This is a genomic window from Nocardioides caricicola, from assembly GCF_039541135.1.
In the GTDB taxonomy this organism is placed as follows: domain Bacteria; phylum Actinomycetota; class Actinomycetes; order Propionibacteriales; family Nocardioidaceae; genus Nocardioides; species Nocardioides caricicola.
Genome location: NZ_BAABFQ010000003.1, coordinates 927,456 through 952,580 on the forward strand (window position 1 = coordinate 927,456; position 25,125 = coordinate 952,580).

General features: G+C 72.3%; 31 protein-coding genes. 13 read left to right on the forward strand and 18 right to left on the reverse strand.

Annotation, left to right across the window (positions count from 1 at the left end; translation table 11 throughout):
- The first annotated feature begins 25 nt into the window (after positions 1-25).
- From ABD875_RS06285 to ABD875_RS06300, 4 genes are read left to right on the forward strand one after another with little or no spacing between them, the layout of a single operon-like run.
- Positions 26-541 carry a 2'-5' RNA ligase family protein gene (locus ABD875_RS06285; RefSeq protein WP_345172323.1) on the forward strand — a complete coding sequence of 172 codons (516 nt, stop codon included), beginning with the start codon at positions 26-28 and terminating at the stop codon, positions 539-541.
- A complete protein-coding gene (locus ABD875_RS06290) occupies positions 520-1,080 on the forward strand; it encodes a M23 family metallopeptidase (protein WP_345172325.1) in 561 nt (186 codons plus the stop codon). Before ABD875_RS06285 ends, ABD875_RS06290 begins: the two co-directional genes overlap by 22 nt.
- Entirely contained in the window at positions 1,077-1,340 is a 264-nt protein-coding gene (locus tag ABD875_RS06295; RefSeq protein WP_345172327.1) for a DUF2087 domain-containing protein, read from the forward strand. The genes ABD875_RS06290 and ABD875_RS06295 overlap by 4 nt, the downstream gene beginning before the upstream one ends.
- Positions 1,333-1,923 carry a pentapeptide repeat-containing protein gene (locus tag ABD875_RS06300; RefSeq protein ID WP_345172329.1) on the forward strand — a complete coding sequence of 197 codons (591 nt, stop codon included), beginning with the start codon at positions 1,333-1,335 and terminating at the stop codon, positions 1,921-1,923. Before ABD875_RS06295 ends, ABD875_RS06300 begins: the two co-directional genes overlap by 8 nt.
- Here the strand turns inward: ABD875_RS06300 and ABD875_RS06305 are convergent.
- The 3 genes from ABD875_RS06305 to ABD875_RS06315 are packed head-to-tail and all read right to left on the reverse strand — an operon-like array spanning position 1,920 to position 3,663.
- Positions 1,920-2,555 (reverse strand): DICT sensory domain-containing protein, encoded by a 636-nt coding sequence (locus tag ABD875_RS06305; RefSeq protein WP_345172331.1) that lies wholly within the window; start codon positions 2,553-2,555, stop codon positions 1,920-1,922. The two genes, ABD875_RS06300 and ABD875_RS06305, sit on opposite strands and share 4 nt — an antisense overlap.
- 58 nt (positions 2,556-2,613) lie before the next feature.
- A complete protein-coding gene (locus ABD875_RS06310; RefSeq protein ID WP_345172333.1) occupies positions 2,614-3,060 on the reverse strand; it encodes an iron chaperone in 447 nt (148 codons plus the stop codon).
- A gap of 21 nt (positions 3,061-3,081) precedes the next feature.
- Complete coding sequence (locus tag ABD875_RS06315) at positions 3,082-3,663, reverse strand: TetR/AcrR family transcriptional regulator C-terminal domain-containing protein (protein ID WP_345172336.1); 582 nt, start codon at positions 3,661-3,663, stop codon at positions 3,082-3,084.
- Positions 3,664-3,789: 126 nt separating this feature from the next.
- Between ABD875_RS06315 and ABD875_RS06320 the strand changes: the two genes are divergently transcribed.
- Genes ABD875_RS06320 through ABD875_RS06330 form a run of 3 tightly spaced genes read left to right on the forward strand, consistent with a single transcriptional unit; the run spans position 3,790 to position 5,689 of the window.
- A complete protein-coding gene (locus ABD875_RS06320; RefSeq protein ID WP_345172338.1) occupies positions 3,790-4,395 on the forward strand; it encodes a biotin transporter BioY in 606 nt (201 codons plus the stop codon).
- Complete coding sequence (locus tag ABD875_RS06325) at positions 4,374-5,078, forward strand: energy-coupling factor ABC transporter ATP-binding protein (protein ID WP_345172341.1); 705 nt, start codon at positions 4,374-4,376, stop codon at positions 5,076-5,078. The genes ABD875_RS06320 and ABD875_RS06325 overlap by 22 nt, the downstream gene beginning before the upstream one ends.
- On the forward strand, positions 5,075-5,689 hold the full coding sequence (locus ABD875_RS06330) for an energy-coupling factor transporter transmembrane component T family protein (RefSeq protein WP_345172343.1): 615 nt from the start codon (positions 5,075-5,077) through the stop codon (positions 5,687-5,689). The genes ABD875_RS06325 and ABD875_RS06330 overlap by 4 nt, the downstream gene beginning before the upstream one ends.
- Here the strand turns inward: ABD875_RS06330 and ABD875_RS06335 are convergent.
- Complete coding sequence (locus tag ABD875_RS06335; RefSeq protein WP_345172345.1) at positions 5,686-6,093, reverse strand: MmcQ/YjbR family DNA-binding protein; 408 nt, start codon at positions 6,091-6,093, stop codon at positions 5,686-5,688. The two genes, ABD875_RS06330 and ABD875_RS06335, sit on opposite strands and share 4 nt — an antisense overlap.
- A gap of 18 nt (positions 6,094-6,111) precedes the next feature.
- Between ABD875_RS06335 and ABD875_RS06340 the strand changes: the two genes are divergently transcribed.
- Entirely contained in the window at positions 6,112-6,786 is a 675-nt protein-coding gene (locus ABD875_RS06340) for an alpha/beta fold hydrolase (RefSeq protein WP_345172347.1), read from the forward strand.
- Here ABD875_RS06340 and ABD875_RS06345 read toward each other — a convergent pair.
- The 5 genes from ABD875_RS06345 to ABD875_RS06365 are packed head-to-tail and all read right to left on the reverse strand — an operon-like array spanning position 6,774 to position 10,562.
- Positions 6,774-7,370, reverse strand: a complete 597-nt coding sequence (locus ABD875_RS06345; protein WP_345172349.1) for a hypothetical protein — start codon at positions 7,368-7,370, stop codon at positions 6,774-6,776. The genes ABD875_RS06340 and ABD875_RS06345 overlap by 13 nt on opposite strands.
- Before the next feature lie 22 nt (positions 7,371-7,392).
- Positions 7,393-8,049: an SDR family oxidoreductase gene (locus ABD875_RS06350; RefSeq protein WP_345172351.1), complete on the reverse strand. Its 657-nt coding sequence runs from the start codon at positions 8,047-8,049 to the stop codon at positions 7,393-7,395.
- A gap of 11 nt (positions 8,050-8,060) precedes the next feature.
- Positions 8,061-8,615 (reverse strand): GNAT family N-acetyltransferase, encoded by a 555-nt coding sequence (locus ABD875_RS06355; protein ID WP_345172353.1) that lies wholly within the window; start codon positions 8,613-8,615, stop codon positions 8,061-8,063.
- Positions 8,585-9,994, reverse strand: a complete 1,410-nt coding sequence (locus ABD875_RS06360) for an amidase (RefSeq protein ID WP_345172355.1) — start codon at positions 9,992-9,994, stop codon at positions 8,585-8,587. Before ABD875_RS06360 ends, ABD875_RS06355 begins: the two co-directional genes overlap by 31 nt.
- A 16-nt stretch (positions 9,995-10,010) precedes the next feature.
- Complete coding sequence (locus ABD875_RS06365) at positions 10,011-10,562, reverse strand: NAD(P)H-dependent oxidoreductase (protein WP_345172357.1); 552 nt, start codon at positions 10,560-10,562, stop codon at positions 10,011-10,013.
- A gap of 73 nt (positions 10,563-10,635) precedes the next feature.
- Between ABD875_RS06365 and ABD875_RS06370 the strand changes: the two genes are divergently transcribed.
- On the forward strand, positions 10,636-11,235 hold the full coding sequence (locus ABD875_RS06370; RefSeq protein ID WP_345172360.1) for a TetR/AcrR family transcriptional regulator: 600 nt from the start codon (positions 10,636-10,638) through the stop codon (positions 11,233-11,235).
- Here ABD875_RS06370 and ABD875_RS06375 read toward each other — a convergent pair.
- The 3 genes from ABD875_RS06375 to ABD875_RS06385 all read right to left on the reverse strand — a co-directional run bounded on the left by ABD875_RS06375 (position 11,223) and on the right by ABD875_RS06385 (position 15,646).
- Positions 11,223-12,281, reverse strand: a complete 1,059-nt coding sequence (locus tag ABD875_RS06375; protein WP_345172362.1) for a C40 family peptidase — start codon at positions 12,279-12,281, stop codon at positions 11,223-11,225. The two genes, ABD875_RS06370 and ABD875_RS06375, sit on opposite strands and share 13 nt — an antisense overlap.
- 45 nt (positions 12,282-12,326) lie before the next feature.
- On the reverse strand, positions 12,327-13,907 hold the full coding sequence (cimA, locus tag ABD875_RS06380; protein ID WP_345172364.1) for a citramalate synthase: 1,581 nt from the start codon (positions 13,905-13,907) through the stop codon (positions 12,327-12,329).
- A gap of 155 nt (positions 13,908-14,062) precedes the next feature.
- The gene (locus ABD875_RS06385) at positions 14,063-15,646 is read right to left on the reverse strand and encodes a serine/threonine-protein kinase (RefSeq protein WP_345172366.1); all 1,584 of its coding nucleotides are present in this window, start codon (positions 15,644-15,646) and stop codon (positions 14,063-14,065) included.
- A 99-nt stretch (positions 15,647-15,745) separates the two neighbouring features.
- Between ABD875_RS06385 and ABD875_RS06390 the strand changes: the two genes are divergently transcribed.
- From ABD875_RS06390 to ABD875_RS06405, 4 genes are read left to right on the forward strand one after another with little or no spacing between them, the layout of a single operon-like run.
- Positions 15,746-16,801: a FecCD family ABC transporter permease gene (locus tag ABD875_RS06390; RefSeq protein ID WP_345172368.1), complete on the forward strand. Its 1,056-nt coding sequence runs from the start codon at positions 15,746-15,748 to the stop codon at positions 16,799-16,801.
- Entirely contained in the window at positions 16,798-17,880 is a 1,083-nt protein-coding gene (locus tag ABD875_RS06395) for a FecCD family ABC transporter permease (protein ID WP_345172370.1), read from the forward strand. The genes ABD875_RS06390 and ABD875_RS06395 overlap by 4 nt, the downstream gene beginning before the upstream one ends.
- Complete coding sequence (locus ABD875_RS06400; protein ID WP_345172372.1) at positions 17,877-18,722, forward strand: ABC transporter ATP-binding protein; 846 nt, start codon at positions 17,877-17,879, stop codon at positions 18,720-18,722. The genes ABD875_RS06395 and ABD875_RS06400 overlap by 4 nt, the downstream gene beginning before the upstream one ends.
- A complete protein-coding gene (locus tag ABD875_RS06405; RefSeq protein ID WP_345172375.1) occupies positions 18,715-19,692 on the forward strand; it encodes an ABC transporter substrate-binding protein in 978 nt (325 codons plus the stop codon). Before ABD875_RS06400 ends, ABD875_RS06405 begins: the two co-directional genes overlap by 8 nt.
- A 9-nt stretch (positions 19,693-19,701) precedes the next feature.
- On the opposite strand, the gene ABD875_RS06410 is transcribed toward ABD875_RS06405, so the two are convergent.
- From ABD875_RS06410 to ABD875_RS06435, 6 genes are all read right to left on the reverse strand, one after another.
- A complete protein-coding gene (locus ABD875_RS06410) occupies positions 19,702-20,478 on the reverse strand; it encodes a resuscitation-promoting factor (RefSeq protein ID WP_345172377.1) in 777 nt (258 codons plus the stop codon).
- A 258-nt stretch (positions 20,479-20,736) separates the two neighbouring features.
- Complete coding sequence (locus ABD875_RS06415; protein WP_345172379.1) at positions 20,737-21,174, reverse strand: hypothetical protein; 438 nt, start codon at positions 21,172-21,174, stop codon at positions 20,737-20,739.
- Between the two features lie 35 nt (positions 21,175-21,209).
- Positions 21,210-22,121 (reverse strand): MBL fold metallo-hydrolase, encoded by a 912-nt coding sequence (locus ABD875_RS06420; protein ID WP_345172381.1) that lies wholly within the window; start codon positions 22,119-22,121, stop codon positions 21,210-21,212.
- Positions 22,122-22,153: 32 nt separating this feature from the next.
- Entirely contained in the window at positions 22,154-22,876 is a 723-nt protein-coding gene (locus ABD875_RS06425; protein WP_345172383.1) for a sulfite exporter TauE/SafE family protein, read from the reverse strand.
- A gap of 16 nt (positions 22,877-22,892) precedes the next feature.
- On the reverse strand, positions 22,893-23,951 hold the full coding sequence (locus ABD875_RS06430; RefSeq protein WP_345172385.1) for an ABC transporter substrate-binding protein: 1,059 nt from the start codon (positions 23,949-23,951) through the stop codon (positions 22,893-22,895).
- A 32-nt stretch (positions 23,952-23,983) separates the two neighbouring features.
- On the reverse strand, positions 23,984-25,006 hold the full coding sequence (locus ABD875_RS06435) for an ABC transporter substrate-binding protein (RefSeq protein ID WP_345172387.1): 1,023 nt from the start codon (positions 25,004-25,006) through the stop codon (positions 23,984-23,986).
- Between the last annotated feature and the right edge of the window lie 119 nt (positions 25,007-25,125).

Genomic DNA, 25,125 nt, shown 5'->3' on the forward strand with positions numbered 1-25,125 from the left:
TGGGCACTCGGTCCTGCAGGTCCCGGTGCCGCAGCTCGAGGAGTTCGTGCGGGCGCGGACGATCCACCACGACGCGTCGTACCTCTCCTCCGACCCGGCCTACACCCACGCGCACGTCACGGCGCTCGGGCCGTTCGCCCCGACGCTCACCGAGGACGTCGCGCGACGGGTGGCCGCCGTCGCCGCTGCGACCGAGCCGTTCACGTTCGTGCTGAAGCCCGTGGTCGGCCGGTTCGCCGACGGCATCCTGCACCTGCGCCCCGAGCCGGACGAGGCCTTCCGCGACCTGACCGCGCGACTGGTCGCGGAGTTCCCCGAGTTCCCGCCGTACGGCGGGACGTTCGAGCCGGTCCCGCACCTGACGCTCGACCTGGCGACCGCCGAGGTCACCGCCGAGTCGACGCTGGCGCTGATCGGCGCCGCGCTGCCCGCCACGTGCCGCGCCGAGCGGGTCGACCTCGCGTGGTACGAGCCGCACCGGACCCGCGCGATCGCGTCCTGGACGTTAGGTTGTGGTCCATGCGACGTCTCGGTGCGCTGATCATCGCCGTCCTGCTCGTGCTCGGCCTGGCGCCGGCGGCCGGTGCGGGAGGCGACCCGCGGTGGGTGTTCTACACGAAGGACAAGACCCGCTACACCTCGCCGTGGTTCCACGGCGGGCACCGGATCATGATCCCGTTCGGCTGCACCTCCGCGCCGTACTACTCCCCCGACCCGCGGTGCAGCGACGGCCGCGGCTTCCACCACGGCCTGGACATCGCGATGGAGTGCGGGACGCCGCTCTACGCGCGGTTCCGCGCGCGTGTGGTCTCGAACGACTCGCTCGGCTCGGCGTACGGCGTGAACCCGGTGCTGCTGCGCAACCGCAAGCGGCACTTCGACCTGGTCATCGGGCACACCGAGAAGGTCTACGTCCGCGAGGGCCAGGTGGTGCGCGCCGGCACCATGTTCGCGCGCGCTAACGACAGCGGGGCACCCGACGGCTGCCACCTGCACTTCGAGCAGCGCGCGGTCGGCGGTGGCCTGTCCACCGCGGTCTGGCCCCGCAAGCTGCTCGACCTCACCCCGAGGCGGCGATGAGCGACGTGCTGTCGCGGTTCCTCGACGCCGAGGGCCGGTTGCACACGATCCCGTCGAAGCGCGCCAAGCTGCTCGTGGTGCTCGACCACGTCGCGCAGGTCTTCGAGCCCGGGCAGCGCTACGCGGAGGCGGAGGTGAACCTGGTGCTCGGCCGGATCCACCCCGACCACGCCGCGCTGCGGCGCTACCTGGTCGAGAACGGCTTCTTGGACCGCGAGGCCGGTGTCTACTGGCGCAGTGGCGGCACCGTCGATGTCTGACGCCGCGGAGCTGCGCGACCTCGACTGGTACGGCGACGACCTCGGCGCGGCGTCGTACTCCGGAGTGACGTTCGTCGACGTCGACCTCAGCGAGGTCGTCACGCGGGGAGCGACGTTCGAGAGCTGCACCTTCCACAACTGCCGCTTCAACTCGTCGACCCACGTCGCGTCGGCGTTCGTGGCCTGCGACTTCCGGCGCTGCAGCTTCTTCGACGCGATGTTCGACGGCTGCAAGCTGAACGGCTCGGTGTTCGCCGAGTGCACGCTGCGCCCGATCTCGGTGCGCGGCGGGCAGTGGCGCGGCGTGACGCTCCGCGGCGCCAACCTCGCGCGCCTCGAGCTCGCCGACCTCGACCTGCGCGAGGCCGACCTGTCGATGGCCGACCTCACCGGCACGTCGCTGCGCGGCGCCCGGCTCGGTGGCGCCACCCTGCGCGACGCGAACCTCGCCGACGCCGACCTGCGCGGCGCGATGCTCGACGGCGTGGACCTGTCCGCGGCGCGGTTGCACGACACCCGGCTCGACCTCGGTGGCGCGGTGCTGCTCGCGGAGCTGCACGGCGCGGTCGTCGACACCGCCTAGGTCGACCTCGTCGCGTCGACCCGGGCCAACACCCGGGAGAACACCTCGGAGGCGGTGCGGAGGTCGACGTCATGGGTCGGTGTCGCGGGGACGAGCTCGTCAGCCTCGGGCAGTCCGGCGTGCGCGGCGATCAGCGCGCACGTCCGGGTCGCCACCTCGACCGGCCCGGGCTCCAGGCTCCAGACCAGCTCGAAGGCCCGGTCCCGGTCGCGGATGGCTTCCTGGCCGGGGATCTCCCACGCAACCAAGGCGACCCCGAATCCCGGGTCGGCCGCCACGACGATCCACTCCCATCGCACCGGGGCGTCCGTGGGTGTGCGCAGCACGCGCACACCGGTGTCCGGTGTCGGAGCGCCGTCCGCCGGCTCCTCCACGAAGACGACCACGGACCTCGCGCGACGCGCGAGCTCCTGCCACCGCGGCAGGGGGATCGTCAGGTGCCGCACCTGCTGGAAGCCGCCGAACAGGACCGGGTGATCACAACGCGCGGCGATCTCGTCCTCGAGGGCGTGGCTCAGCGCGCTCAGGGTCTGCTTGCGCACGCGGACCGCCGGCAGTGTGGGATGTCGTCTCCGCACCGCTAGATAGACCGACAGTGGCAGACCGTCGGGTCGCGTTGGCTCCTGCGCCACCTGACCATCGTCACGCGGCGGGCGCTCCCGGTCGAGAGCCCGAGGAACATTTCCCGGGTCAGCCGGCAGCCCTGCGGACCAGCTCCTCGATCCTCTCGGCGTCGGCGTCCGTCAGGGTCGTGATGGCGTACTCCGTCGGCCACATGGTCCCGTCGTCGAGGTGGGCGCCGTCGTTGAAGCCGAGGTTCGAGTAGCGGTTGCCGAACTTCGAGGCCGGCTTGAAGAAGATGATCGCCTTGCCGTCGCGGCAGTACGCCGGCATCCCGTACCACGTCTTCGGGTCGAGCTCGGGCGCCACCGCGGTCACGATCGCGTGGATGCGCTCGGCCAGGACCCGGTCCTCGTCGGGCATCTCGGCGATCTTGTCGAGCTGGTTCTGGAGGTCGTCGGCCTTCTTCGCCCCCTTCTTGCCCTCGGCGCGCAGCTCCTCGGCACGCGCCTTCATCGCATCGCGCTCGGCCTGGCTGAATCCCTCGGTCTGCTTGGTCTTCTGGGTCGTGGTCATGACCACCACGCTAGGAACTGCTCAGCGGCGGCGCTTCTCGATTCCTGACCGGTCCGCGACGCGCACGCGGATGCCGTCGAGGACGATCCCCAGACCGACCGCGAAGTCGGACTCCGTGCGGGGATCGTCCTCGAGGGCGCCGGCACTGCCGGCCTGCAGGTGGGTCTGCTCGTCGGTCACGTGACCGAACACGAAGTGCAGCAGCGTGCGGGCCGCGGTCGGCACCAGCGCTGGGTCGAGGCCGCCGTCGGCGAGCGCAGCCGTGAGCTCGTCGTACGGCGTCCGCGCGCCGAGGCCGAAGGAGTACGCCGTCGCGACCAGCTCGGCGCCGTCGCGGTAGGCGAGCATCGCGTCGCGCAGTCCCGAGCAGATCGAGACCACGCGCTCGTGCCACGGGTCCGGGCGCTGCCCGCGCGCGCCGCGGGCGAGGATCTCGTCGGCGACCGCGGCGAGCAGCAGCTGCTTGTTCGCGAAGTGGTGGTAGAGCGCGCTCGGCTGCACACCGAGCTCCGCGCCGAGGCGGCGCATGGTGAGGTCGGCGAGGCCGTAGGTGTCGAGGACGCCGAGCGCCTGGTCGACCACGTCCGTGCGGCGGTAACGCATGTCACACCCTTCGTACTGCCCGGTCACCGTTGACCTGTCGAGAGTCCGAACCCTAACCTGAACGCCGTTCACCTGACCAGCGTTCAGGTGTTCCCCGAGACGGACGGCGAAGGAACAATCATGGCCATGGCAGAGACCACCCCCACCTCGACCGAGGCACCGGCGAAGCGGCGTAACAAGACGACGACCGACCTCGCGCTGATCGCCTCGTTCGCGGCGCTGATCTCGGCCTGCGCCTACATCGGCGGCATCCCCACCGGTGGCTCCGGGATCCCGATCACCCTGCAGACGTTCGGCGTCATGCTCGCCGGCTGCGTGCTCGGCCCGGCCCGCGGGTTCCTCGCGGTGTCGCTGTACCTGCTGCTCGGCGCGATCGGGCTGCCGGTCTTCGCCGACCACTCCTCCGGCTTGGGCGTCTTCAGCAGCGCCAGCGCCGGCTACCTGATCGCGTTCCCGTTCGCCGCCGCGCTCGCCGGGTTCCTGGTGAAGTACGTCGCGCGAGAGAACCGCACCCGCGCCGTCTACGTCTTCTTCTGCTCCCTGGCCGGCAGCGTCCTCGTGATCCACCCGCTCGGCATCATCGGCATGAAGCTGTACTTCGACGTCTCCTGGCACGAGGCGTTCACCTACGACACGCCGTACTGGATCGGCGACCTGCTGAAGACCACCCTGGTCGCGCTGGTCGCGGCCGAGGTGCACCGCGCCTTCCCATGGCTGCTGAGCCGACGCTGATCACGTTCGCAGCCGCGGGGGTCAGCGTCTCGACCCCGACCGGCGACAAGGTCCTCCTCGAGCCCACGACGCTCGAGCTGACCGAGCACCGGATCGGCGTGATCGGCGCCAACGGGTCCGGGAAGTCGACCCTGGCACGGATGATCAACGGGCTCGTGACCGCGACGACGGGGCAGGTCCTGGTCGACGGCCTGGACGTGGCGAAGCAGGGAGCCGCCGTACGCCGCAAGGTCGGGTTCTGCTTCACCGACCCGGCCGCGCAGCTGGTGATGCCGACCTGTGTCGAGGACGTCGAGCTGTCGCTGCGGCGTACGGTCAAGAAGGCGTCGGAGCGCCGTGCCCGGGCACTCGAAGTCCTGGAGCGGTTCGGCCTCGAGCACCGCGCCGACGTCAGCGTGCATGCGATCTCCGGCGGGCAGCGCCAGCTGCTCGCGCTGGCCGGTGTGCTCGCCACCGACCCCGCGATCGTGGTGGCCGACGAGCCCACGACGCTGCTCGACCTCGCGAACACACGCCGGGTCGCCGACCTGCTGTTCGGGTTGGAGCAGCAGCTGGTGCTGGTGACCCACGACCTCGAGCAGGCGCGCCGCTGCGACCGCGTGATCGTGGTCGAGGACGCCCGCGTCCGCTTCGACGGCCCAGCGGAGGCCGCCGTCGCCGACTACCTGGCGTCGGTCGCATGAGCGCCACCGACCTCGTCGGCGTCTACCAGCCCGGGAGCTCGATCCTGCACCGGTTGCCGGTCGGGGTGAAGCTGGGCGGGCTCGCCGGGTTCAGCCTGGCGATCGTGCTCGTGCGCAGCATGCCCGCGTCCTGGGTCTTCCTGGCGGTCGCCCTGCTGATCGCCCTGCTCGCGCAGATCCGGCTGGCGACCCTGCTGCGGGCCGCCCGCCTGGTGCTGCTGATGGCAGTCTTCATCGCGGCGCTGCAGTGGTTCTGGAGCGGGCCGGACAAGGCGATCGAGACGGTCGTCGACCTGCTCGCCCTGTCGCTGGCTGCCGTCGTCGTCAGCGCGACGACGCCGGTCAACGAGATGCTCGACGCGTTCATCCGCTGGATCACGCCGCTGCGGCGCGTCGGCGTCGACCCGGACCGGGTGGCTCTCACCATCGGCCTCGCGATCCAAGCCCTCCCCGGCACCATCGCGCTCGCCTACGAGACCCGCGACGCGGCCCGGGCGCGTGGCCTCGGCCGGCACCCGCGGTCGTACCTCACGCCGTTCGTGATCCGCGTGGTCGCCCGCGCTCAGGAGACCGGCGACGCGTTGCACGCACGCGGGATCGGTGAGGACTAGTCAGTCCGCGACGACAGCCAGGCGCGACCACGGGCAGTGGAGGCACGCGACAACCAGGCGTCCTGGACGACCTCGGCGAGCTCGTCGTACGACAGCTCCCCGATCCGGCTGCCGCGCAGCAGGACCGACTTGTGGCCGTTGAAGTGCGGGGTCGTGAAGAACGGCGTCGACTCGTCGAGCACGAGGGCCTCCTTGTCCTGCTCCTCGGCGACCCAGAAGACGATGACGTCGTCGTACCGCTCCCCGGTCTCGGGGTCGAACGCGTCCGGCCGTGGATTGCGGAAGAAGATGAACGACTTGCCGCCGACCTGATAGACGGGGTTCGCCTTCTCCGGGTCGTGCACGGTCACGTGCGGCATCGCGAGCGCGAGCGCGTGCACGTCCTCGATCCGGGCCTGGCGCATGCCGATTACGGTAGCCGCGTGCAGATCACAGCGAACGGCATCGACCTCGAGGTCCGCACCGCCGGGCCGGCGGACGGCCCGCCGCTCGTGCTGCTCCACGCCCTCGGCAAGGACGCGGCGGACTGGGACCCGATCGTCCCGGCCCTGGCCGAGCACTGGCGGGTGCTGGCCGTCGACCTGCGCGGGCACGGTGCGAGCGACCACCCGGGCGAGTACTCGCTCGAGCTGATGCGCGACGACGTGCTCGCGCTGCTCGACGCGCTCGACCTCGACCGGATCGACCTGATCGGCCACTCGCTCGGCGGCTTCGTCGCCCACCTCGTCGCCCAGCACGCGCCGGACCGCGTCGCCAGGCTGGTGCTCGAGGACGTGACCGCGCCGCTCCCCCGGTCGGTGCCGCCGCCGGAGCGCCCGGACGGCGAGCTCGCGTTCGACTGGGACATGGTGCTCGCCGTCCGCCGCCAGATCGACGACCCGGACCCCGCCTGGCTCGACGGGCTCGGGCGGATCACCGCGGAGACGCTCGTCGTGTACGGCGGCGCACCGAGCCCGATGCCGCGCGAGCGGGTCGAGGAGATCGTGCGCCGGATCCCGAAGGCGCAGATGGCGACGATCGAGGCGGGGCACCTCGTGCACGCGGCCGAGCCCGAGCGGTTCACGGCCGTCGTGCTCGACTTCCTTCAGCCCGCGTAGACCCCGAGAAGCACCACGGGGACGGCCGGCGCGAATCCCACGAGCAGCACGACGCCCAGCTCGGCACGTCGCATCCACCCGAAGGCGCAGGCCGCGACCGCTACCACCAGGCCGAGGACGATCGGCCCGCCACCGAGCATGTTCGTGGCCCAGGTGAGTCCGGCAGCGATCGCGAGCAGGTAGCCGACCGGCGCGGGTCGCGGCCGGCCGAGCATCGTCAGGGCCAGCGCGGCCAGGATCAGCGCGGCGCCGGCGTACCAGATGGCGTGACCGACGACCTCGTCCCAGAGGTGGGCGGTGTCGCTCGGGTGCGCGTTGTAGATGGAGTTCGCGGCGAGGTGGATGCCGTGTCCGGTGAGGTACAGGACCGACCCGGCGCCGAACCACAGCCAGGCGCGCTGGGTCGCGGGCGCGTCCCGCATCGTGAAGGCGGCGGGGACGAGCACCGCCCACGGGACGAGGAGGTCGATCCAGTCCGCCCACCGGGTCTGGTCCGGCCCGTCGCCGAGACCCTCCGGCAGCAGGCCGAGGTGGTGGACGACGGCGTACGAGAGGGCCGTGACCGCCAGCCACCGTGAGTACATGGCCGCCAGCATGCCGGTTCCGTCAGCCGGCGTACGGCACCTCGACCTGCCAGTCGGCGACGACCTGGTGCGCGGCGGACCAGAGCGCGTCCGCGACGTTGTCGGGCGTGAACGCGCCCTCCGTCGACAGCGTGCCGCGCACGGTCACCGTGACCGCGCGGATGCCGTCCGGGGCGAGGGTCGCGTCGAGGCTGCGGACCAGGTTGCGCACGCCCGCTTTCTGCACGCCGAGCGACGCGGCGCGGTTCCAGGGCTTGTCGGCCGCCATGCTGCCGGTGACTGTGACCCGGCCACCCCCGGACATGAAGGGGCGGGCGGCCTGGACGGCGGTCAGCAGCGCGCCGACACCGAGCGCGACGTCCTCGAGCAGCTCGGGCACGGTGAGCTCGAGCGGGTCCTTCTCCCGGAACGCGCTGGGATTGAAGTGCAGGACGTCGATGCGGTCGGCGAACCCGCCGAAGCGCTGGATCGCCGCGGTCGTGGCCTCGGCGTCCGTCACGTCGACGACCGTCCGCCCGACCGCGGCACCGAGCGCCTCGAGCTCGCCGGCGAGCTGCACCAGCTGCTCCCCGTCGGTGCCGAGCAGGCCGACGTCGTACCCCTCGCGCGCGAACCGGCGCGCCACCGATCCACTCACACCGGGTCCGGCTCCGACGACGACGATCACGGGACGGGTCACGGGACGACTCTTCACCAGACGTCGCCGTCGCGCCAGTCGCACGCGACAGGTGCGTCGAGATCGAGCACGACGGCGCCGGGGAGGACGTACACGGAGTCGTCGTCATCCTCGGTGCGCACCAGGCCGTCGGGCGAGATCGCCGAGGTGGGACCACGCCAGCGCAGCCAGCCACGCGCCTCGTACAACGCCACGCCCTCGTCGGAGGCGCTCAGTGCGAGCAGGTCGTACGCCGGCGCGAGCTCCTCGAGCGACGCCATGACGGCCGATCCCAGCCCGGCGCGGCGGTGCTCGGGATGCACGGCGACGGCCTCGACGTACCCGCACGAGAGGGCACGGCCGGCGACCAGGAGCCGGCGCTGCACCACCGCGCCGTGCGCGACCAGCCCGCGCTGGTTGCGGACCGTGACGTGCATGCCGCCGAGGGCGTGGGCCCAGTCGTGGGCGTCGAAGTCACCCTCGAACGCCACCTCCATCAGGCCACGGACCTCGGCGAGCTCCGCGTCGGTCAGCTCCCCGGTGTGGCAGCGGCGCACCGTCACCACAGGGGCGGCCTCCGCTCGAGCCACGGTGCGGCCGCCTCGACCTGCGCCGACAGCGCGAGCAGCAGCGCCTCCTCCGCGGGCCGGGCGGCGAGCATCACGCCCACCGGGAGGCCCTCCGGCGTCCAGTGGAGCGGCAGCGAGACCGCCGGCATGCCGGTCACGTTCCACGCCGAGGTCCACGGCGTGAACGCCTTCTGGGCCTCGAAGTCGGCCGCCGGGTCGGCGTCGTCGCGCATCGCCCCGACCGGGACCGGCGGGGTCGCCAGGGTCGGGGTGAGCACGGCGTCGTACGGCGCGAGCGCGGTCAGCGCGGCCGCGGCGTAGCGGCGGATCGCGCCGATCGCCAGGCCGAACTCCGGCGCGCTGACCGCCCGGCCACGCTCGCTGAGCCAGCGGGTCAACGGCCGGACAAGGTGCTCCCTCTCCGGCGGCACGACCGACAGCGCGGTCAGCACCGCCCAGCAGGTCTCGAACGTCGAGACCGCCTCGCGCGGCAGCGGCACCTCGATGTCGACCACCTCGTGGCCCAGCGACTCCAGCAGCCGCGAGGCGTCCTCGTACGCCGTCACGCACGCGGGGTCGACGGCGACGTCGGTGATCACTGGTTCGATGAAGCGAGCGACCCGGAGCCGCCCCGGGTCGCGGTCGCAGGACGACAGGAAGGTCTCGGAAGGAGGTGGCGCCCAGGACGGATCCCCCACCCGACGACCGGCGAGCACGTCGAGCATCGCCGCCGCGTCGCGCACGGTCCGGGCGATCGGCCCGGCCGTCGCCAAACCCACCGGGTCGCCGTACATGGGGTGACCACTGATCCGCCCGCGGCTGGGCTTGAGGCCGAACAGCCCGCAGCAGGAGGCGGGGATCCGGATCGAGCCGCCACCGTCGGAGCCCTGGGCCAACGGCACCAGGCCGGCCGCGACCGCGGCGGCCGCGCCGCCCGACGAGCCGCCCGCGGTGCGGGTGCGGTCCCACGGGGTCACCGCCGGCGGGGCGACGTCCGGCTCGGTGTAGCACGGCGAGCCGAACTCCGGGGTGTTGGTCTTGCCGAGGCTGACCAGCCCGGCCTCCTCGATCGACTGCGTCACCCCGTCGGACACCTCGGGGACGAAGTCGGCGAACGCCGCGGAGCCGAACGTCGTGCGGACCCCGGCCGTCAGGTTGAGGTCCTTGATCGCGGTGGGCACACCCCACAGCGGCGTGTGCGGCTCCGACACCGCGAGGGTCGCGGTCAGCTCGGTCGCCCGGTCGCGCGCCAGGTCGGGCGTGAGCGTGACGAACGCGCCGACCGAGTCGAGCCGGTCGGCGCGTTCGAGGTAGTGGTCGGTCAGCTCGAGCGGCGACACCTCGCGGCGTCGTACCAGCTCGCCCTGCTCGACCGCGGTCAGGTCATGGAGTTCGGCCACGACCCGACGGTAGCGCTCAGGCGGCGCTGGACTCGGTGTCGTAGTCGGCCAGCACCCGCACGGCGTTGGTCAGCTTGGCCAGCACGTCGGGGTCGGTGAGCACGTCGACCTCCAGGGCCGACTGCGAGACGGTGACGTCCTCGACCGGGACGGCGCCGGCGATCTTGGCGGACTTCAGCGCGTCCTCGTGCGCCCACTTGCCGCCGTACGGCGTCGGGGTCGCACCCACCACGCCGAACGGCTTGCCGAAGACCGCACCCTGGCCGTAGGGCCGCGAGACCCAGTCGATGGCGTTGTTGAGGACGGCCGGCATCGTCGCGTTGTACTCCGGGGTGACCGCGAGGACGCGGTCGGCACGGCCGATCTGGTCGCGCAGCCGCGCGGCGGCGGCCGGGATGTCACTCGGGTTGTCGAGGTCCTCGTTGTAGAACGGCACCTGGTCGAGACCGTCGACGATCTCGACGGTGACGCCCTCCGGAGCCTGGGCGACCAGGATCTCGGCGAGCTTGCGGTTCGTGGACTCGGCGCGGAGGCTGCCGACGAGGACGGCGATCGTGGTGTCAGTCATGCCGGGCTAAACGGACTATGGTCCGTTTTCTATTCCAGGGCACCGCGTGGTCGCGGTCACTAGGGTGGCGGCGATGCCCGAGCCCGTCCTCCTCCCCCTCGCCGACACGCCCCCGGCCGAGCGCCGTGACGCCGCACGCAACCGGGTCGCGCTGCTCGAGGCGGCCGAGCGGCTGGTCGCCGCGCATGGCGTGGCGGGGGTGACCATGGACGCGGTCGCCCACGAGGCCGGGGTCGGCAAGGGCACGGTCTTCCGGCGCTTCGAGTCGCGCGAAGGGCTGATGGCGGCGCTGCTCAACCACTCCGAGACCGAGTGGCAGGCCGCGGTGATCTCCGGGCCGCCGCCGCTCGGTCCCGGCGCCGACCCGTGGGACCGGCTGCTCGCGTTCGGGCGCTCGCGCCTGGAGACCACGATCGTGCACGCCGAGCTGATTCGCGCCGCGGGCCGCGCCAGCACCCGGTCGACCGCGGCCTACTCGTTCATCGCGATGCACGTGCGCTACCTGCTCGCCGAGCTCGGCGTCACCGGCGACCTGCAGCTGCTCGCGATCGCACTGCTGGCGCCGCTGGAGGCGCCGATCCTGGACCAGGTCGAGCTCGACGGCATCCCGGTCGACCGGGTCTACGCCGGCTGGGTGGACCTGGCCAGCAGGATCGTCGGTCAGGGCAGGTAGCGCCGCGCGCCGGCGTACTCCTCGGCGTAGCCCGGGGTCGAGGTCGCGATGACCTCGACGGTCTGACCGGTGCCCGGGCTGTGCACCATGCGGCCGTGCCCGACGTACATCGAGACGTGGTGCACCTTGCCGTCGGTCGCATAGAACTGCAGGTCCCCGGGGCGCGGAGGCCTGGCCGCGGCGCCGTTCTCGGACTGGGGCGAGGAGTCCCGCGGGATCGTGATGCCGTGCACGCGGTAGTCGAGAGAGGTCAGGCCCGAGCAGTCGAGCCCGAACCCGGACGTGCCGGCCCACAGGTACGGCAGGCCGCGGAACATCTTCGCGGTCCGCACCAGGCTGGCGCGGGTGGGCGCCAGCGCAGGCCGGCCGGCGGCATGGAGGGCGACCGCGCTGCGGGACAGCCGGGCGACCACGCCGCCGGGCGCCGAGACGCGCACGAACTCGGCCGTCGTCCCGACGACGGGCAGCTCGGTGCCGAAGCTGATCCGCTCCAGCCGTTCGGCCTCGTCGGTGTCCGCGCGGAGCCACGTCAGGCGGGTCACCACGGTCGCGTGCCGGCGCTCCCGAACGGGTGCCTCGCCGGCCAGCTGGCGGACCGGCACCCAACCCGGGTAGCCGCGGGGATCCTGCGGAGTGGGCTGCGACGGGACGACGACCTTGGCCCAGCCCGGCGAGCTCTTCGGCAGCTCGAGCACGACGACCCGGTCCCCCAGCAGCGCCTGGGTGTCCGAGCGGCCACCGAGCGCCCGCCGCTGGTCGGTCGTCATGTCGTCGAGCCACCGGCTGATCCGCGCCGGGTTCTCCAGGGCCGGGGCGTCGACCGCGCGCGGGCTCTCGGGCGAGCGCCACACGGTGGCCACGGAGACCGAGACCCACGCGGGCCGGCCCACCCTCAGCGGAGCTTCGGCGCCCCGCGCCGGGGAGTCGGCGGAGAAGGTCGCCCGGTCGTCAGGTCGCGCGGAGGGAGAGTCCGGAGCGGCGCAGCCGACCAGCACGAGCGCCGTGCCGATCCCGAGCGCCACCGTCCGCAGGACCCTGTCCTTCATACCTCCACGCTCCCTCGTTGCCTCGGACCTGGACAGGGCCGAAGGTCACGCCCCCTGGCGGCGCAGCCCGAAGGTGAGCCCGTCGACCAGTGCGCCCCAGGACGCTTCGATCACGTTCGCACCGACGCCGACCGTGACCCACGACGACTCGCCGTCGGTGGTCTCGATCAGCACCCGCGTGATCGCGTCGGTGCCGTGGCCCTGGTCGAGGATGCGCACCTTGTAGTCGATGAGCTCGAACTTCGAGACCCCCGGGTACGCCTGCCCGATCGCCTCGCGCAGCGCGTGGTCGAGCGCGTTGACCGGGCCGTTGCCCTCGCCGGTCTGCACGTAGCGCACACCATCGGCGCGCAGCTTGACCGTCGCCTCGGAGATGGCGTCATCGCCGGGCCGGGTCTCGGTGATGACGCGCCACGACTCGACGTCGAAGTACGACGGGCGCACGCCCTCCACCTCCTCGACCAGCAGCAGCTCGAACGACGCGTCGGCGGCCTCGAACGTGTAGCCGCGGTTCTCCAGCACCTTCACCCGCTCGGTGATCCGGGTGACCAGCTCGCGGTCGCCGGACAGGTCGAAGCCGAGCTCGCGACCCTTCAGCTCGATCGACGCGCGCCCGGCCATGTCGGAGACCAGCAGCCGCATGTCGTTGCCGACCCCGGCCGGGTCCATGTGCTGGTAGAGGTCCGGGTCCACCTTGATCGCGCTGGCGTGCAGGCCGGCCTTGTGGGTGAACGCCGAGCTGCCGACGTACGGCTGCCGCGACGCCGGCGGGAAGTTCGTGACCTCGGCGACCGCGTGCGCGATCCGGGTGGCCTCACCGAGCAGCCCCTGCGGGAGCACCCGCTTGTCGAGCTTGAGCTCGAGGTTCGCGACCACGGCGACGAGGTCGGCGTTGCCGGTGCGCTCGCCGTACCCGTTGATCGTGCCCTGCACGTGCGTGGCACCCGCGTCGACAGCCGCGAGGGTGTTGGCGACCGCGCAGCCCGTGTCGTTGTGGCAGTGGATCCCCACGCGCACCTGGGCGTTCTCGCGGACGTCGTGGACGACGTCGGCGACCCAGCCGGGGAGCATGCCGCCGTTGGTGTCGCAGAGCGCGATCACCTCGGCGCCCGCGTCGTACGCCGTGCGCAGCACCTCGAGCGCGTAGTCGCGGTTCGCCCGGTAGCCGTCGAAGAAGTGCTCGGCGTCCAGGAACACCGACTGCCCCTCCTCGCGCAGGTGCGTGACCGTGTCGCGGATCATCGCGAGGTTCTCCTCGAGCGTGGTCCGCAGCGCCAGCTCCACGTGCCGGTCGTGCGACTTCGCCACCAGCGTCACGACCGACGCGCCGCTGTCGCGCAGCGCCGCGACCAGCGGGTCGTCGGCGGCCTTCACGCCCGCGCGGCGGGTGGCGCCGAACGCCGCGAGCTTGGCGTTCTTCAGGTCGAGGTCGGTCTTGGCGACCCGGAAGAACTCGGTGTCCTTGGGGTTGGCGCCCGGCCAGCCGCCCTCGATGAAGCCCACGCCGAGCCCGTCCAGCTGCCGCGCGATCGACAGCTTGTCGGCGACGGAGAGGTTGAGCCCCTCCTGCTGCGCACCGTCGCGCAGGGTGGTGTCGTAGACGTGGAAGGCGCCGTGCAGGTCCATCTGAGGTTCCTGTTCCGAGGTCGGGCTGAGCAGTGGGTCGGGCAACAAAAAAGCCTCTCGGAGTACGAGAGGCAGCGCGTCGGGCGGGAGCTCGACGCGCTAGGAAATGATGATCTGCTGGTGCAGCACGGATTCATCGTGCCACGAGCGAGCCGTCAGCGGCGAGGATTCTCGACATGCGGGCGGTCGCCCGCGGGCGTCCAGGTGACCCCGGAGAGGTCGGCGCGCAGGCCCAGGGCGAACGCGACACCGACCAGCACGAGCAGCGCGACCACCCAGCGCCGCGGGTCCGCGGCGAGCGGGATCACGATCTGCGACACCGGTCCGCGCACCCGCGAGCCACCCGGCCCGAGCCACAGCGACACGGTGAGCACCGTGCCGCACACGAACAGCGACAGCGCCAGCCCGGTGGCGATCGCGTAGCAGACCAGCGCCGCCGCGACCGCGAGACCGAGGCTCCACAGCTGCAGCAGCACGGTGCCCGGGATCGACTGCACGAGGTGCCACGGCGCGGCGACGAGCAGCTGGATGCCGTCGTACCACCGGCGGCCGCGGTACTGCCGGCGCTGGTCGTGCGCGGCGGCCGCGAGCGACCAGCTGCGCAGCAGCCAGACGAGCAGCATCAGCAGCGTGAGCGTGACCCACGGGAACGCCGCGCATCCGGCGCCGGCGACGGCCGCGAGACCGACCAGCAGCGAGCCGCGGCGCAGGCGCTCGCCGACGGACACCGGCTCGACGTACTCCTCGGGCTCGCCGGGGAGGTACGCCGTCCCGCCCTCGGGCGGCAGCGCGAGCGTGTAGGGCTCGGCCTGGTTGTGGCCGGGCCACACGTCGGTGACGTCGTCCGCGCCGGCCTGGGCGGCGAGCGCGAGCGGCACGGTGTACGGGTCGTGGGGCGGGTTGACCGGAGGTGGCGTACGCCGGTCGTGCGGCCGCATCGTCAGCGGGCGCAGCCACGCGAGGAGCTGGTCGACGGTCGGCCGGTGGAGCGGGTCGGGGTCGAGCGCGGCGGCGACGACCTGGTGCAGGTCGCCGGGCAGCCCGTCGAGGTCGAACTGGCCGCGGCGGACCCGGTCCATCACCGCCATCGACGGGCCGCCGCCGAACGGCGAGTGACCGGTGCCGGCGTACGCGACCGTCGCCGCCCAGGAGTGCACGTCGGAGGCCTCGGTGGCGTCCTCGCCGTACAGGATCTCGGGCGCGAGGTAGCCGGGGGTGCCGAGCAGCCAGCCGGTGTGGGTGAGCCGCGGGTCGTCGGCGACGCGGGCCAAGCCGAAGTCGATGAGGATCGGGGTGCGGCCCTCCATGAGCACGTTGGACGGCTTGACGTCGCGGTGCAGCACCCCGGCGGCGTGCACCGAGGCGAGGCCCTCGGCGAGGCAGGCGGCCAGCCAGTAGAGGTCCGCGCCCTCGATCCGGCCCTCGTCGAGGACCAGGTCGTGCAGCGACGGGCCGGGCACGTAGCGGGTGGCGACGTACGGGATCTCGGCCCACGGGTCCGCGTCCACGATCCCCGCGACCCACTTGCTGTGCACGCGCTGCAGCGAGCCGACCTCGCGGGCGAGCCGGTGCCGGCCCTCGTCGTCGCCGACGATCTGCGGCCGGAGCACCTTCAGCGCGACCCGGTCGCCGTCGCCGCGGCGGGCCAGGTGGACGACGCCCATCCCGCCCTCGCCGAGCTTGGTGAGCAGGGTGTAGCCGCCCACCGTCGGGCGCCCGGACTGCTCCGCCGTCGTCACGGACCGAGGCTACCTGTGGCCGAGGCCACGAGACGTCACCTGGGACCCCTCTGCCCGGCGCGTCCGAGATCTACTAAGGTAAGCCTTACCTTTTCATCCGTGAGGACCTCCATGACCACGATCGCGACGGCACCCGACGCCGCGCCGGCGACCCCGCGTCCCGCACGCCGGGGCTCGTTGCGCGGCGTCCTGGTGCTGACCGGACTGCTGGTCTTCGCCGGGCTGCTCAGCCTGGCGATCGGCAGCCGCAACATCCCGCTCTCGACCGTGGTCGACGTGCTCTTCGACCCGGACGGCTCGGACGCGTCGACGATCGTGCACGGGCTGCGGCTCCCCCGGACCGTGCTCGCGATCGCGGTCGGGGTCGCGCTCGGCGTCGCCGGCGCCCTGATGCAGGGCCACACCCGCAACCCGCTCGCCGAGCCCGGCCTGCTCGGGGTCGAGGCCGGCGCCGCGTTCGCGGTGGTCATCGGGATCTACGCGTTCGGCGTCACCGACCTGACCGGCTACGCCTGGTTCTCCCTCGTCGGCGCCGGGCTCGCCGCGGCCGCGGTCTTCACGATCGGCTCGACGCGCGGCGGGCCCGACCCGGTCTCGCTGGTGCTCGCGGGCATGGCGATCAGCGCGCTGCTGTACGCACTCACCCAGGTCGTGGTGCTCCGCGACGTCGACACCCTCGACGCGTACCGGTTCTGGGCCGTGGGCTCGGTCGCCGGCCGGGGCATGGACGTGTTCTGGCAGGTGCTGCCGTTCATCCTGGTCGGCCTCCTGCTCGCGGCGTTCAGCGCCTCGACCCTCAACCTGCTCCAGCTCGGCGACGACGTCGCGTCCTCGCTGGGCCTGCACCCGATGCGCGCGAAGATCATCGGCGTCCTCGGGGTGATGATGCTGACCGGCGCGGCGACCGCGGCCTGCGGCCCGATCGCGTTCCTCGGCCTCGTCGTCCCGCACGTCGCCCGCTTCTTCTCCGGCATCGACTACCGCTGGGTGATCCCCTACTCCGCGTTGCTCGGCGGACTGCTGCTGGTGGTCGCGGACGTCGTCGGCCGCGTGGTCGTCCGCCCGGGCGAGCTCCAGGTCGGCATCGTGATGGCGATGCTCGGCGGGCCGGTGTTCATCTACCTCGTACGACGGACCCGGATGGTGCGGATATGACGACGTTGATGTCCACGATGACCGTCCCGTTCCGCCTCGGCGTCGCCTCGTGGCTGGTCCCGCTGCGCGCCGGCCTGGTCGCCCTGGCCGGTCTCGTCGTGCTCGCCGTGCTGGTCGCGCTCGACCTCGCGCTCGGCGACTTCGACGTACCCGTCGCCGACGTCGTGCGCACGCTGCTCGGCGGCGGCGACCCGGGCCAGCGCTTCATCGTGATGGAGCTGCGGCTCCCGCAGACGATGGTGGCCGTGCTCGCCGGCGCCGCGCTCGGCCTGTCCGGTGCGCTCACGCAGACGTTCGCCCGGAACCCGCTGGCCAGCCCCGACACCCTCGGCATCAACCACGGTGCCGCGTTCGGCGCGGTGGCGGTGATCGTGCTCACCGGCTCGTCCGGGTACGGCGGCGGCCTGGTCTCCGGGACCCTGCAGGAGGTCGGCCTCCCCCTTGCGGCGTTCGCCGGGGCCCTGCTGACCGCGGCGCTCCTGTACGCGCTGTCCTGGCGCCGCGGCATCGACGGGCAGCGTCTGGTGCTGATCGGCATCGGGCTCACCGCCACGATGGTCGCGGGCACGAACTGGCTTCTGGTCAAGGCGCGCATCCAGGACGCGGCGTCCGCGCAGGTCTGGCTGAACGGGTCGCTCAACGCCCGCGGCTGGGAGCAGGGCAAGCCGCTGCTCTATGCGCTGATCGTGCTGGTGCCGGTGTCCCTGCTGATCGCCCGCACCCTCAACGTCATGCAGCTCGGCGACGACTCCGCCCGCGGGCTCGGCGTACGCCTCCAGGTCACCCAGCTGCTCACGCTCGTCGCCGCGTGCGGCCTCGCGGCGGTCGCGGTCGCCGCGGTCGGCCCGCTGGGCTTCGTCGCGTTCGTCGTCCCCCAGATCGCGCTGCTGCTCACCGGTGGCTCGCGGCCACCGATGCTCGCGTCGATGGTGTTCGGCTCGGTCCTCGTGGTCGGCGCCGACCTCCTCACACGGGTGGTCATCCCGTTCCCGCTGCCCGCGGGACTGGTCACCTCGGCGATCGGCGCGCCGTACCTCATCTGGCTCCTGCTCCGTACCAACCGAAAGGTCACGGCATGACCATGTCCGACGTCCAGGCCAGCCGGCTCCGCTCCGAGTCCGTCACCGTCGGGTACGGCGAGGAGCCCGTCGTCCGCGACCTCAGCCTCGCCATCGCGGAGGGCAAGGTCACCACGATCATCGGCCCCAACGGCTGCGGGAAGTCCACGCTGCTGCGCACGATGGCCCGGCTGCTCAAGCCGACCGACGGGCGGGTGCTCCTCGACGGCGACCCGGTCCACGACCTGTCCACCAAGGACGTCGCACGCCGGATGGCCCTGCTGCCGCAGAGCCCGATCGCGCCGGAGGGCCTGCTGGTCCGCGACCTCGTCGGCCGTGGACGCCACCCGCACCAGCGCTGGTTCAGCCAGTGGTCGCCCGAGGACGAGGCGATCGTCGAGACGGCGCTGGAGATGACCGACACCGCCGAGCTGCGCGACCGCGCGCTCGACCAGCTGTCCGGTGGGCAGCGCCAGCGCGCGTGGATCGCGATGACGCTCGCGCAGGACACCGACCTGCTGCTGCTCGACGAGCCGACGACCTACCTCGACCTCGCGCACCAGGTCGAGGTCCTCGACCTGGTCTCCCGGCTCAACCGGGAGCGCGGCCGCACGGTCGTGATGGTGCTGCACGACCTCAACCTGGCCGCGCGCTACAGCGACGTGATCGTCGTGATGAAGGACGGCGCGATCGTCACCGAGGGCACGCCCAACGACGTGTTCACCCCCGACCTGCTCGCCACGACGTTCGGCCTGGACGCCGACGTGCTCGCCTGCCCGCGCACGGGCCTGCCGATCGTGGTGCCGGTCTCCTCTGCCCCCGTCCCCGACACCCTCGACACCGTGGAGCTCGCCGATGCGTAACTTCCTGATCGCTGGAGCACTCGTGCTCGCCCTGGCCGGCTGCGGCAGCGACAGCGACGACCAGCCGACCACCGAGCCCGAGGCCGCCAGCGGTCCGTGGACCTGGACCGACGACGTCGGCCAGACCATCGAGCTCGACGAGACGCCCACCCGGATCGCGGCGTACGGTGACGCCGGCGCGGCGCTGTGGAACTTCGGCATCACGCCGGTCGCGCTCTTCCACTACATGGACCCGGCCGAGGACCCCACGTTCGAGGACCTCGACCTCGGCGAGACCGAGGTGATCGGGACGGCGTACGGCGAGCTCAACCTCGAGGAGCTCGCGGCCGCCCAGCCCGACCTCATCGTCACGACGTCGTACGACGGGGACACCCCCGAGTCGATGTACGGCTTCAAGGACGAGGCGCAGCTGGAGAAGGTCAAGGCGATCGCGCCGGTCATCGCCGTCGAGCAGTCCGGCAGCGCGCTCGACGTGATCGCGACCAACGAGGAGCTCGCCGCGTCCCTCGGCGTCGACACCGGCGCCGGCTCCGACGTCGCCGAGGACAAGGCGGCGTTCGAGGACGCGTCGGAGGCGCTGACCGAGGCCGCGGGCCTGGGCCGCACGGTGCTGCCGATGTACGCCGAGGACTCCGGGCTGTACGCCGTCATCCCCGCCGACGACCCGGCGATGGCGTACTTCGCCGACCTCGGCGTGCAGTTCGAGGAGACCGGCGGCAAGGACGACTACTACTGGGAGATCCTCAGCTGGGAGAACTCCGACAAGTACGACCCCGACATCGTCTTGAACTCCCAGCGTGGCTCATACACGACCGAGCAGCTCGAGGACCAGCCGGTCTTCGGCTCACTGGCCGCCGTGGAGGCGGGCCAGGTGCACGCCTGGAAGTTCAAGTCGATGGACTACCCGTCGCTCACCTCGTACATGACCGAGCTGACCGACTGGCTCACCAACGACGCGGACGTCGCCTGAGCCTCAGGCTCAGAGGTAGCGGCCGCAGTTCGGCCACGGCGAGCGGCCCCGCTGGGAGTAGAGGATCTGCGCCCGGTGGGTCTGCTCGCCCGCCGACGCGTGGTGCGGCATGCCGGAGCCGCCGACGCTGCGCCACGTGCCGAGGTCGAACTGATACAGGCCGTAGTAGCCGGCCGGGTTCACCGCGCGCGGGTTGCCGCCGGACTCGCAGTTCGCGAGCGCGGCCCAGTTGAGGCGCGAGCCGACGAGGACGACGCGCGGCAGCGGGCGGCGCTCCCAGTGCTTGCGGATCTGGCGGTCGACGACGCGCCCGTTGTGGACCTCGGCGCGGACGTGGACCTTGCGGATACCCACGCGGCCCTTCTTGACGACCTTGCGCTTGCCCGGGGGCAGCGAGGTGACGTGCTTGGTCCGGGTCTTCGGCTCCCAGCGAGCCGTGTGGACGTGCTCGCGGTGCCACACCCGCACGACCTTCACCAGGTCGCCGTCACGCAGCTCGCGCCGGTCCTTGTCCTGCACGAGCCGGCCGTTGCGGAACAGGTCGATCTGGTCGAGCCGGCTGAGCTCCACGCCGTTCTGCTCGAGCACGCCCCGGGCGCGCGTGGCGTCGGTGTCGACGGGGTCGGCGTCGCGGGAGCCGACCTTGAGCTTGACGGTCGTCGGGTCGGAGCTCCGCAGCAGGTCGGGGCCGGCGGCGTTGGCCGCCAGGCTGCCGGCCCCGGCGACGAGGGCGCCGGCGAGGAGGACGGATGAGCTGCGTCGTGCGACGCGGGTGATGGCACGCATGGACATGCGTCTCTCTCCCTACAGGTGGATGACATCGGACGGGGCGCCGTCCCCGCCCAACGCCGCCTCAGGAAGGGCAGCGGGACGACCACCGGACTACCCGGTTCGGGACGAACGCGCTCCACGAACGTAGGCGACGCCGCCAGGCACCCGAAATCGGTCGACCGCGATTTGCGCGACGCAGGTCACAGATCCGGGCGCTCCACCGCTCGGCGTTACACCGATCCGCGTGATGAAGCCCACTCAGGCGTACGGCGCCTATCCGTCGATCCAGACCCGCTGCTCGCCCGGCGACACGCTCATCTGCCCGAACGTCGGGTACCTCTTGTACGTCCCCGGCGTGTACGGCACCACGACGACCAGCGCGATCCCGTCGCGGTGCTCGAGCTCGACCTGCACCGCGTCGGAGCCCTGGACGAGGACGTCGGTGACGAACGCCGCCGCCCGGTGGTCGGCGGCGGTGGCGCGCGCTCCGTCGTACACCCCGGCCAGCACCCGCTCGGGTCGCGGGTGCTCCCCCAGGCTCGGGTCGGACGCGGTGACCGCGGCCTCGCCGTCGTTCGAGACCGAGGCGCCGAACGGGTAGAACCGCCCGTTCTTGCCGAGCAGCTCCTGCGCGAGCGGGAGGACGAGGTTGAGGAGGCCGTCCAGGTCCTCCTGCGCCGAAGCGGATGCGGTGTCGCGCCAGGAGGTCATGTCTGGGGATCCTGGCACACGGGGTGCCGGGGCGTTCAGCGCCAGGGGTCCTCGCGGCGCCAGATCGTGGGGAAGTGCACGCTGACACCGGAGCCCGCGGCCAGGTCGTCGAGCACCCGCATCGTCTCGTCCAGGTCGTCGCCGAGGTACGGCAGCGCCCTGAGCTCGCGGTCCAGTGGGCAGAAGAAGTCGTCCCAGTGCGTGACGACGACCCGCCGCGCGCCGACTGTCTCGACGGTCTCGGCCCAGTAGGTGCGGATGTACTCCTCGCTCTGCACGCCGAGCTGGCCGATCCCGAGGTAGGCGACGTCGGCGCGGTGCCCCGCGAGCGACCCGGCGATGAAGCCGGCGCTGCCCTGCAGCAGCGCCGACGACCCGTTCGCGTGCGCGACCAGGATCGACCACGCCTCGCCGCACTTGTACGCCGCCGCCTTCACCGGCGGGACGACCGGCGCCGTGATCTCGCCGGGGAACCGGTCCGGCGGGCAGTGGTGCGACTCGACCAGCGTGAGCGTGAAGGCGCCGTACGTGATCGGCTCCCCGGGCGTCACGACGCGGATCCGCTCCTCGGGCAACCCGTGCCCGCGCCCGACGTGCGCGGTCGACTCGCCGCCGACGAGGACGGCGCCGGTCCGGTCGGCGACGACCGCGGAGTCCATCGCGTGGTCGAAGTGGGTGTGCACGGGCAGCACCGCCGCGAGCCGGTCGACGCCGGCGCGCGCGAGCACCGAGTCGATGCGGGCGCGGTCCGGGGCGATCCGGCCGAGCAGGACCTTGGGCAGCGACGGTCGGGAGAAGAAGCCGTCGGTCATCAGCGCGGTCTCGCCGTCGTCGATCAACAGGCTCGCGACACCGAGGAACGTGACGCCGAGGTCGCTCTCGGCCGCTGGGACGTCGAAGCGGCCGGCGTAGCGGGAGATGTCGGGACGGCCGAGCTTGAGGCGCATGGGCGCACGCTACCGACCGGCACCGGCCCGGGTCAGGTGAGCGCGGCGAGCACGGCCGTGCCGCCGGCGAGGGCGAGCAGCGCGAGCACCAGCGTCTGGAAGCGTTCCGGGCTGAGCAAGGCGCGGGCGCGCCAGCCGGCGTACCCGCCGGCGAGCAGCCCCGGCAGGCACCAGTAGGCGACCTCGAGCAGGGAGCGGTCGAGCTCGCCGCCTGCCGCGAACATCGCGACCGCGGCCACATCGACCACGAGGAACACCGCGGTCAGCGTGGCGCGGAACTCCTGCTGCGGCAGGCGGCGGCCCGACAGCAGCAGCACCACGGGCGGGCCGTTGGTCGCGGTGGACGTCGTCAGCACGCCCGCGCAGGCGCCGGCCACGAGGTCCGCGGCCGGCGACCGCGACGAGAACATCAGGCCCTTGGCCAGGGCGGCCGTCGCCACCAGGACGAGCACGCCGATCAGCAGGGTGAGCAGGTCGGCGTCGATGCGCCGGAACACGAGGTAGCCGACCGGCAGCCCGGCCGCCGCTCCGGCCAGCAGCCGGGCGACGACCCAGCCGTCGCGGTGGCCGCGGCCCTCGATCGCCTGGTACGCGCAGAACACCGCACCCGCGAGGACCGCCAGCAGCACCGCGTCGTGGGCGCCGACCACGACCGCGAGCATCGGCACCGCCATCAGGGCGAAGCCGAACCCGCTCGCCATCTGGACCGCGGCGGCGAAGCCGAGGACCAGGACGGCGAGCAGGGTCGTCAGCACCTGCCGGACACTAGCGTCAGCTGGTGACGGCGGGCGGCTCCGTCTTCGGGTCGCCGTCGGCGGCCGCGACGAGCTGCGGCACGTAGCGGTCGAGCAGGTACGGGATGCTCAGCGGCGTCACGAAGCTGTGCGCGACGTAGTAGGAGCCGTCAGCATCGCTGATGTTGCACCAGCGGCCCTCGGCGTACGCCGGGGTCCCCTCGAAGATCTCCCTGACCTGCTTGTCGGCGTCGAAGTCGATCCACACGGCGGTGCCGATGTCTCCGAGGTCCGCGGTGCGCTCCGCGCTCAGCGAGATGCCGAACTCGCTGTCGTCGGCGTCGGTGATGACCCGGTGCAGGTCGAAGCCGAGGTCGGTGAGCATCCGCGAGCGCGGGTCCTCGGGGCCGTAGATGAACAGCCCCTCCCACGGCGTGATGACCGCAGCGGTCTGGCCCTTGAACTCCGGGTGCGCGGCGGCCTCGTCGGCGATCCGCTTCTTCACCGAGTCGACGAGCTCCTGCGCGGCCTTCGGCTTGCCGACGGCGGCACCGAGGGTCAGCGCGGCCTCGTCCCATGGCGTCCCGTAGTCGGTGTAGTCGCCGTTCTGGGCGACGACCGGCACGCCCATCGCGGACAGCTTCTTGTAGTCCTGCTCGGTGAGACCGGCGTACTGGCCGATGATCAGGTCCGGCGCCAGCCCGGCGATCTTCTCGATCTCGACGCCGTTGGTGTCCTTCAACAGGGTCGGCAGCTCAGCGTCGCCGAGCGCCTCCTGCGCCCAGGGGTAGATGCCCTTGAGCTCCTCGTCACCGAACCAGTACGTCACGCCGACCGGCACGACACCGAGCGCCAGCAGGGTGTCCTGGTCGGTGAGGCCGATGCACACGACGCGCTTCGGCGCCGACTCGATCGTGGTCTCGCCGTACTTGTGCGTGATGGTGACGGGGAACGCCGCCTCCTCGGGCGCGGCCGAGCCCGAGGGGCTGTCCGTGGCCGCGGTGCCGCCGCCGGAGTCCGAGCCGCAGGCGGCGAGGACCGGCGCGACGGCCAGGACGGAGAGGCCGGCGAGGAATCGGCGGCGAGAGGTGTTCATCGTGCTCCTTGACTGATCTGGGTGGTGACGGGTCATGACGGGTACTCCCGAGGTGCTTCGCCCGCGACGGCCTGCTCGAGCATCGGAACGAGGCGCTCGAGCGTGTACTGGTGGGCCAGCGGGGTGTCGAAGTAGATGGCACCGGCGAGGATGTCGTCGGTGTAGACGGCGCGGTTCTCGGTGACGGCCGACAGCGAGGAGACGGTCCCGAAGTCCTGCAGCTCCTCGAGCATCTCGGCGCTCTCGGTGGCGAAGACGATCACGTCGGCGTCGATGAGACCGACGTTCTCCGCGGAGATCTCGGCCTGCGAGCCCTTCGGCGCGTACTCCTCGAACCCGGTCGTGATCGTGAAGCCGAGGTCGGTGAGGAAGTCGGTGCTCAGGCCCGGCGGGTAGACGTAGAGGAGGCCGTCGTACGGCCCGCCCTGCGAGAACGTCGCCGTGAGGTCGGCCCACTCGGGGTGCGCCTCGGCGACCGCGGCGTACTCCGCGGCCACCTCGTCGATGATCGCCTGGCCGTCGGCCTCCCGGCCGAGCGCGCGGGCGATCTGGAGGGTCTGCTCGGGCCACTCGGAGAAGTAGTCCGTCGAGCCCTCGACCGACGTGATCGTGGGCGCGATCGCGGACAGCAGCTCGTAGTCCTTCTCGCTCAGGCCCGCGTTGGTGCCGACGATCAGGTCGGGCTCGAGCGCCGCGATCTTCTCGAACTCGAGGCCGTCGGAGGTCTGGAGCACCTCCGGGTGCGCGCCGTCGAGCAGGTCGTGGGCCCAGGGCCAGGTGGCGTCCGGCTGCTCGCCGTACCACTCGGTGACGCCGACCGGCACGACGCCGAGCTGCAGCAGCACGTCCTGCTCGGTCACGCCGACCGAGACCACTCGGGTCGGCTCCTCCGGCACGACGGTCTCGCCGTACTTGTGCGTCACGGTCACGGGGAAGACCGCGTCGGTGCTCGCGCTGGACTCCGGCGTGGCAGCGGCGGGCTCGTCGTCGGAGCCGCAGGAGGTGAGGAGGAGCGGCAGCGCGAGGGCGGCGGCGAGGACTCCGGCAAGACGCATGATGAGGGCACCCTTTCTTAGGTGAGCCTTACCTTAGGGCACGCCGGGAGCGCCCCGACACGGGGTCCGGTTCGTGGAAGTCCGCTACGGTCGAGCGCACCAGCCCGACGAGAGGCCAC

Excerpts from the sequence above, each read along its gene's own strand:
- ABD875_RS06325 (WP_345172341.1), top strand. The coding sequence starts at position 4,374 with ATGGCTGCTGAGCCGACGCTGATCACGTTCGCAGCCGCGGGGGTCAGC.
- ABD875_RS06310 (WP_345172333.1), bottom strand. The coding sequence starts at position 3,060 with ATGACCACGACCCAGAAGACCAAGCAGACCGAGGGATTCAGCCAGGCC.
- ABD875_RS06435 (WP_345172387.1), bottom strand. The coding sequence starts at position 25,006 with ATGCGTCTTGCCGGAGTCCTCGCCGCCGCCCTCGCGCTGCCGCTCCTC.
- ABD875_RS06365 (WP_345172357.1), bottom strand. The coding sequence starts at position 10,562 with ATGACTGACACCACGATCGCCGTCCTCGTCGGCAGCCTCCGCGCCGAG.
- ABD875_RS06300 (WP_345172329.1), top strand. The coding sequence starts at position 1,333 with ATGTCTGACGCCGCGGAGCTGCGCGACCTCGACTGGTACGGCGACGAC.
- ABD875_RS06295 (WP_345172327.1), top strand. The coding sequence starts at position 1,077 with ATGAGCGACGTGCTGTCGCGGTTCCTCGACGCCGAGGGCCGGTTGCAC.
- ABD875_RS06315 (WP_345172336.1), bottom strand. The coding sequence starts at position 3,663 with ATGCGTTACCGCCGCACGGACGTGGTCGACCAGGCGCTCGGCGTCCTC.
- ABD875_RS06410 (WP_345172377.1), bottom strand. The coding sequence starts at position 20,478 with ATGCGTGCCATCACCCGCGTCGCACGACGCAGCTCATCCGTCCTCCTC.
- ABD875_RS06405 (WP_345172375.1), top strand. The coding sequence starts at position 18,715 with ATGCGTAACTTCCTGATCGCTGGAGCACTCGTGCTCGCCCTGGCCGGC.
- ABD875_RS06370 (WP_345172360.1), top strand. The coding sequence starts at position 10,636 with ATGCCCGAGCCCGTCCTCCTCCCCCTCGCCGACACGCCCCCGGCCGAG.
- ABD875_RS06375 (WP_345172362.1), bottom strand. The coding sequence starts at position 12,281 with ATGAAGGACAGGGTCCTGCGGACGGTGGCGCTCGGGATCGGCACGGCG.
- ABD875_RS06420 (WP_345172381.1), bottom strand. The coding sequence starts at position 22,121 with ATGCGCCTCAAGCTCGGCCGTCCCGACATCTCCCGCTACGCCGGCCGC.
- ABD875_RS06335 (WP_345172345.1), bottom strand. The coding sequence starts at position 6,093 with ATGCGCCAGGCCCGGATCGAGGACGTGCACGCGCTCGCGCTCGCGATG.
- cimA (WP_345172364.1), bottom strand. The coding sequence starts at position 13,907 with ATGGACCTGCACGGCGCCTTCCACGTCTACGACACCACCCTGCGCGAC.
- ABD875_RS06290 (WP_345172325.1), top strand. The coding sequence starts at position 520 with ATGCGACGTCTCGGTGCGCTGATCATCGCCGTCCTGCTCGTGCTCGGC.
- ABD875_RS06330 (WP_345172343.1), top strand. The coding sequence starts at position 5,075 with ATGAGCGCCACCGACCTCGTCGGCGTCTACCAGCCCGGGAGCTCGATC.
- ABD875_RS06400 (WP_345172372.1), top strand. The coding sequence starts at position 17,877 with ATGACCATGTCCGACGTCCAGGCCAGCCGGCTCCGCTCCGAGTCCGTC.
- ABD875_RS06345 (WP_345172349.1), bottom strand. The coding sequence starts at position 7,370 with ATGTACTCACGGTGGCTGGCGGTCACGGCCCTCTCGTACGCCGTCGTC.
- ABD875_RS06395 (WP_345172370.1), top strand. The coding sequence starts at position 16,798 with ATGACGACGTTGATGTCCACGATGACCGTCCCGTTCCGCCTCGGCGTC.
- ABD875_RS06430 (WP_345172385.1), bottom strand. The coding sequence starts at position 23,951 with ATGAACACCTCTCGCCGCCGATTCCTCGCCGGCCTCTCCGTCCTGGCC.
- ABD875_RS06320 (WP_345172338.1), top strand. The coding sequence starts at position 3,790 with ATGGCAGAGACCACCCCCACCTCGACCGAGGCACCGGCGAAGCGGCGT.
- ABD875_RS06415 (WP_345172379.1), bottom strand. The coding sequence starts at position 21,174 with ATGACCTCCTGGCGCGACACCGCATCCGCTTCGGCGCAGGAGGACCTG.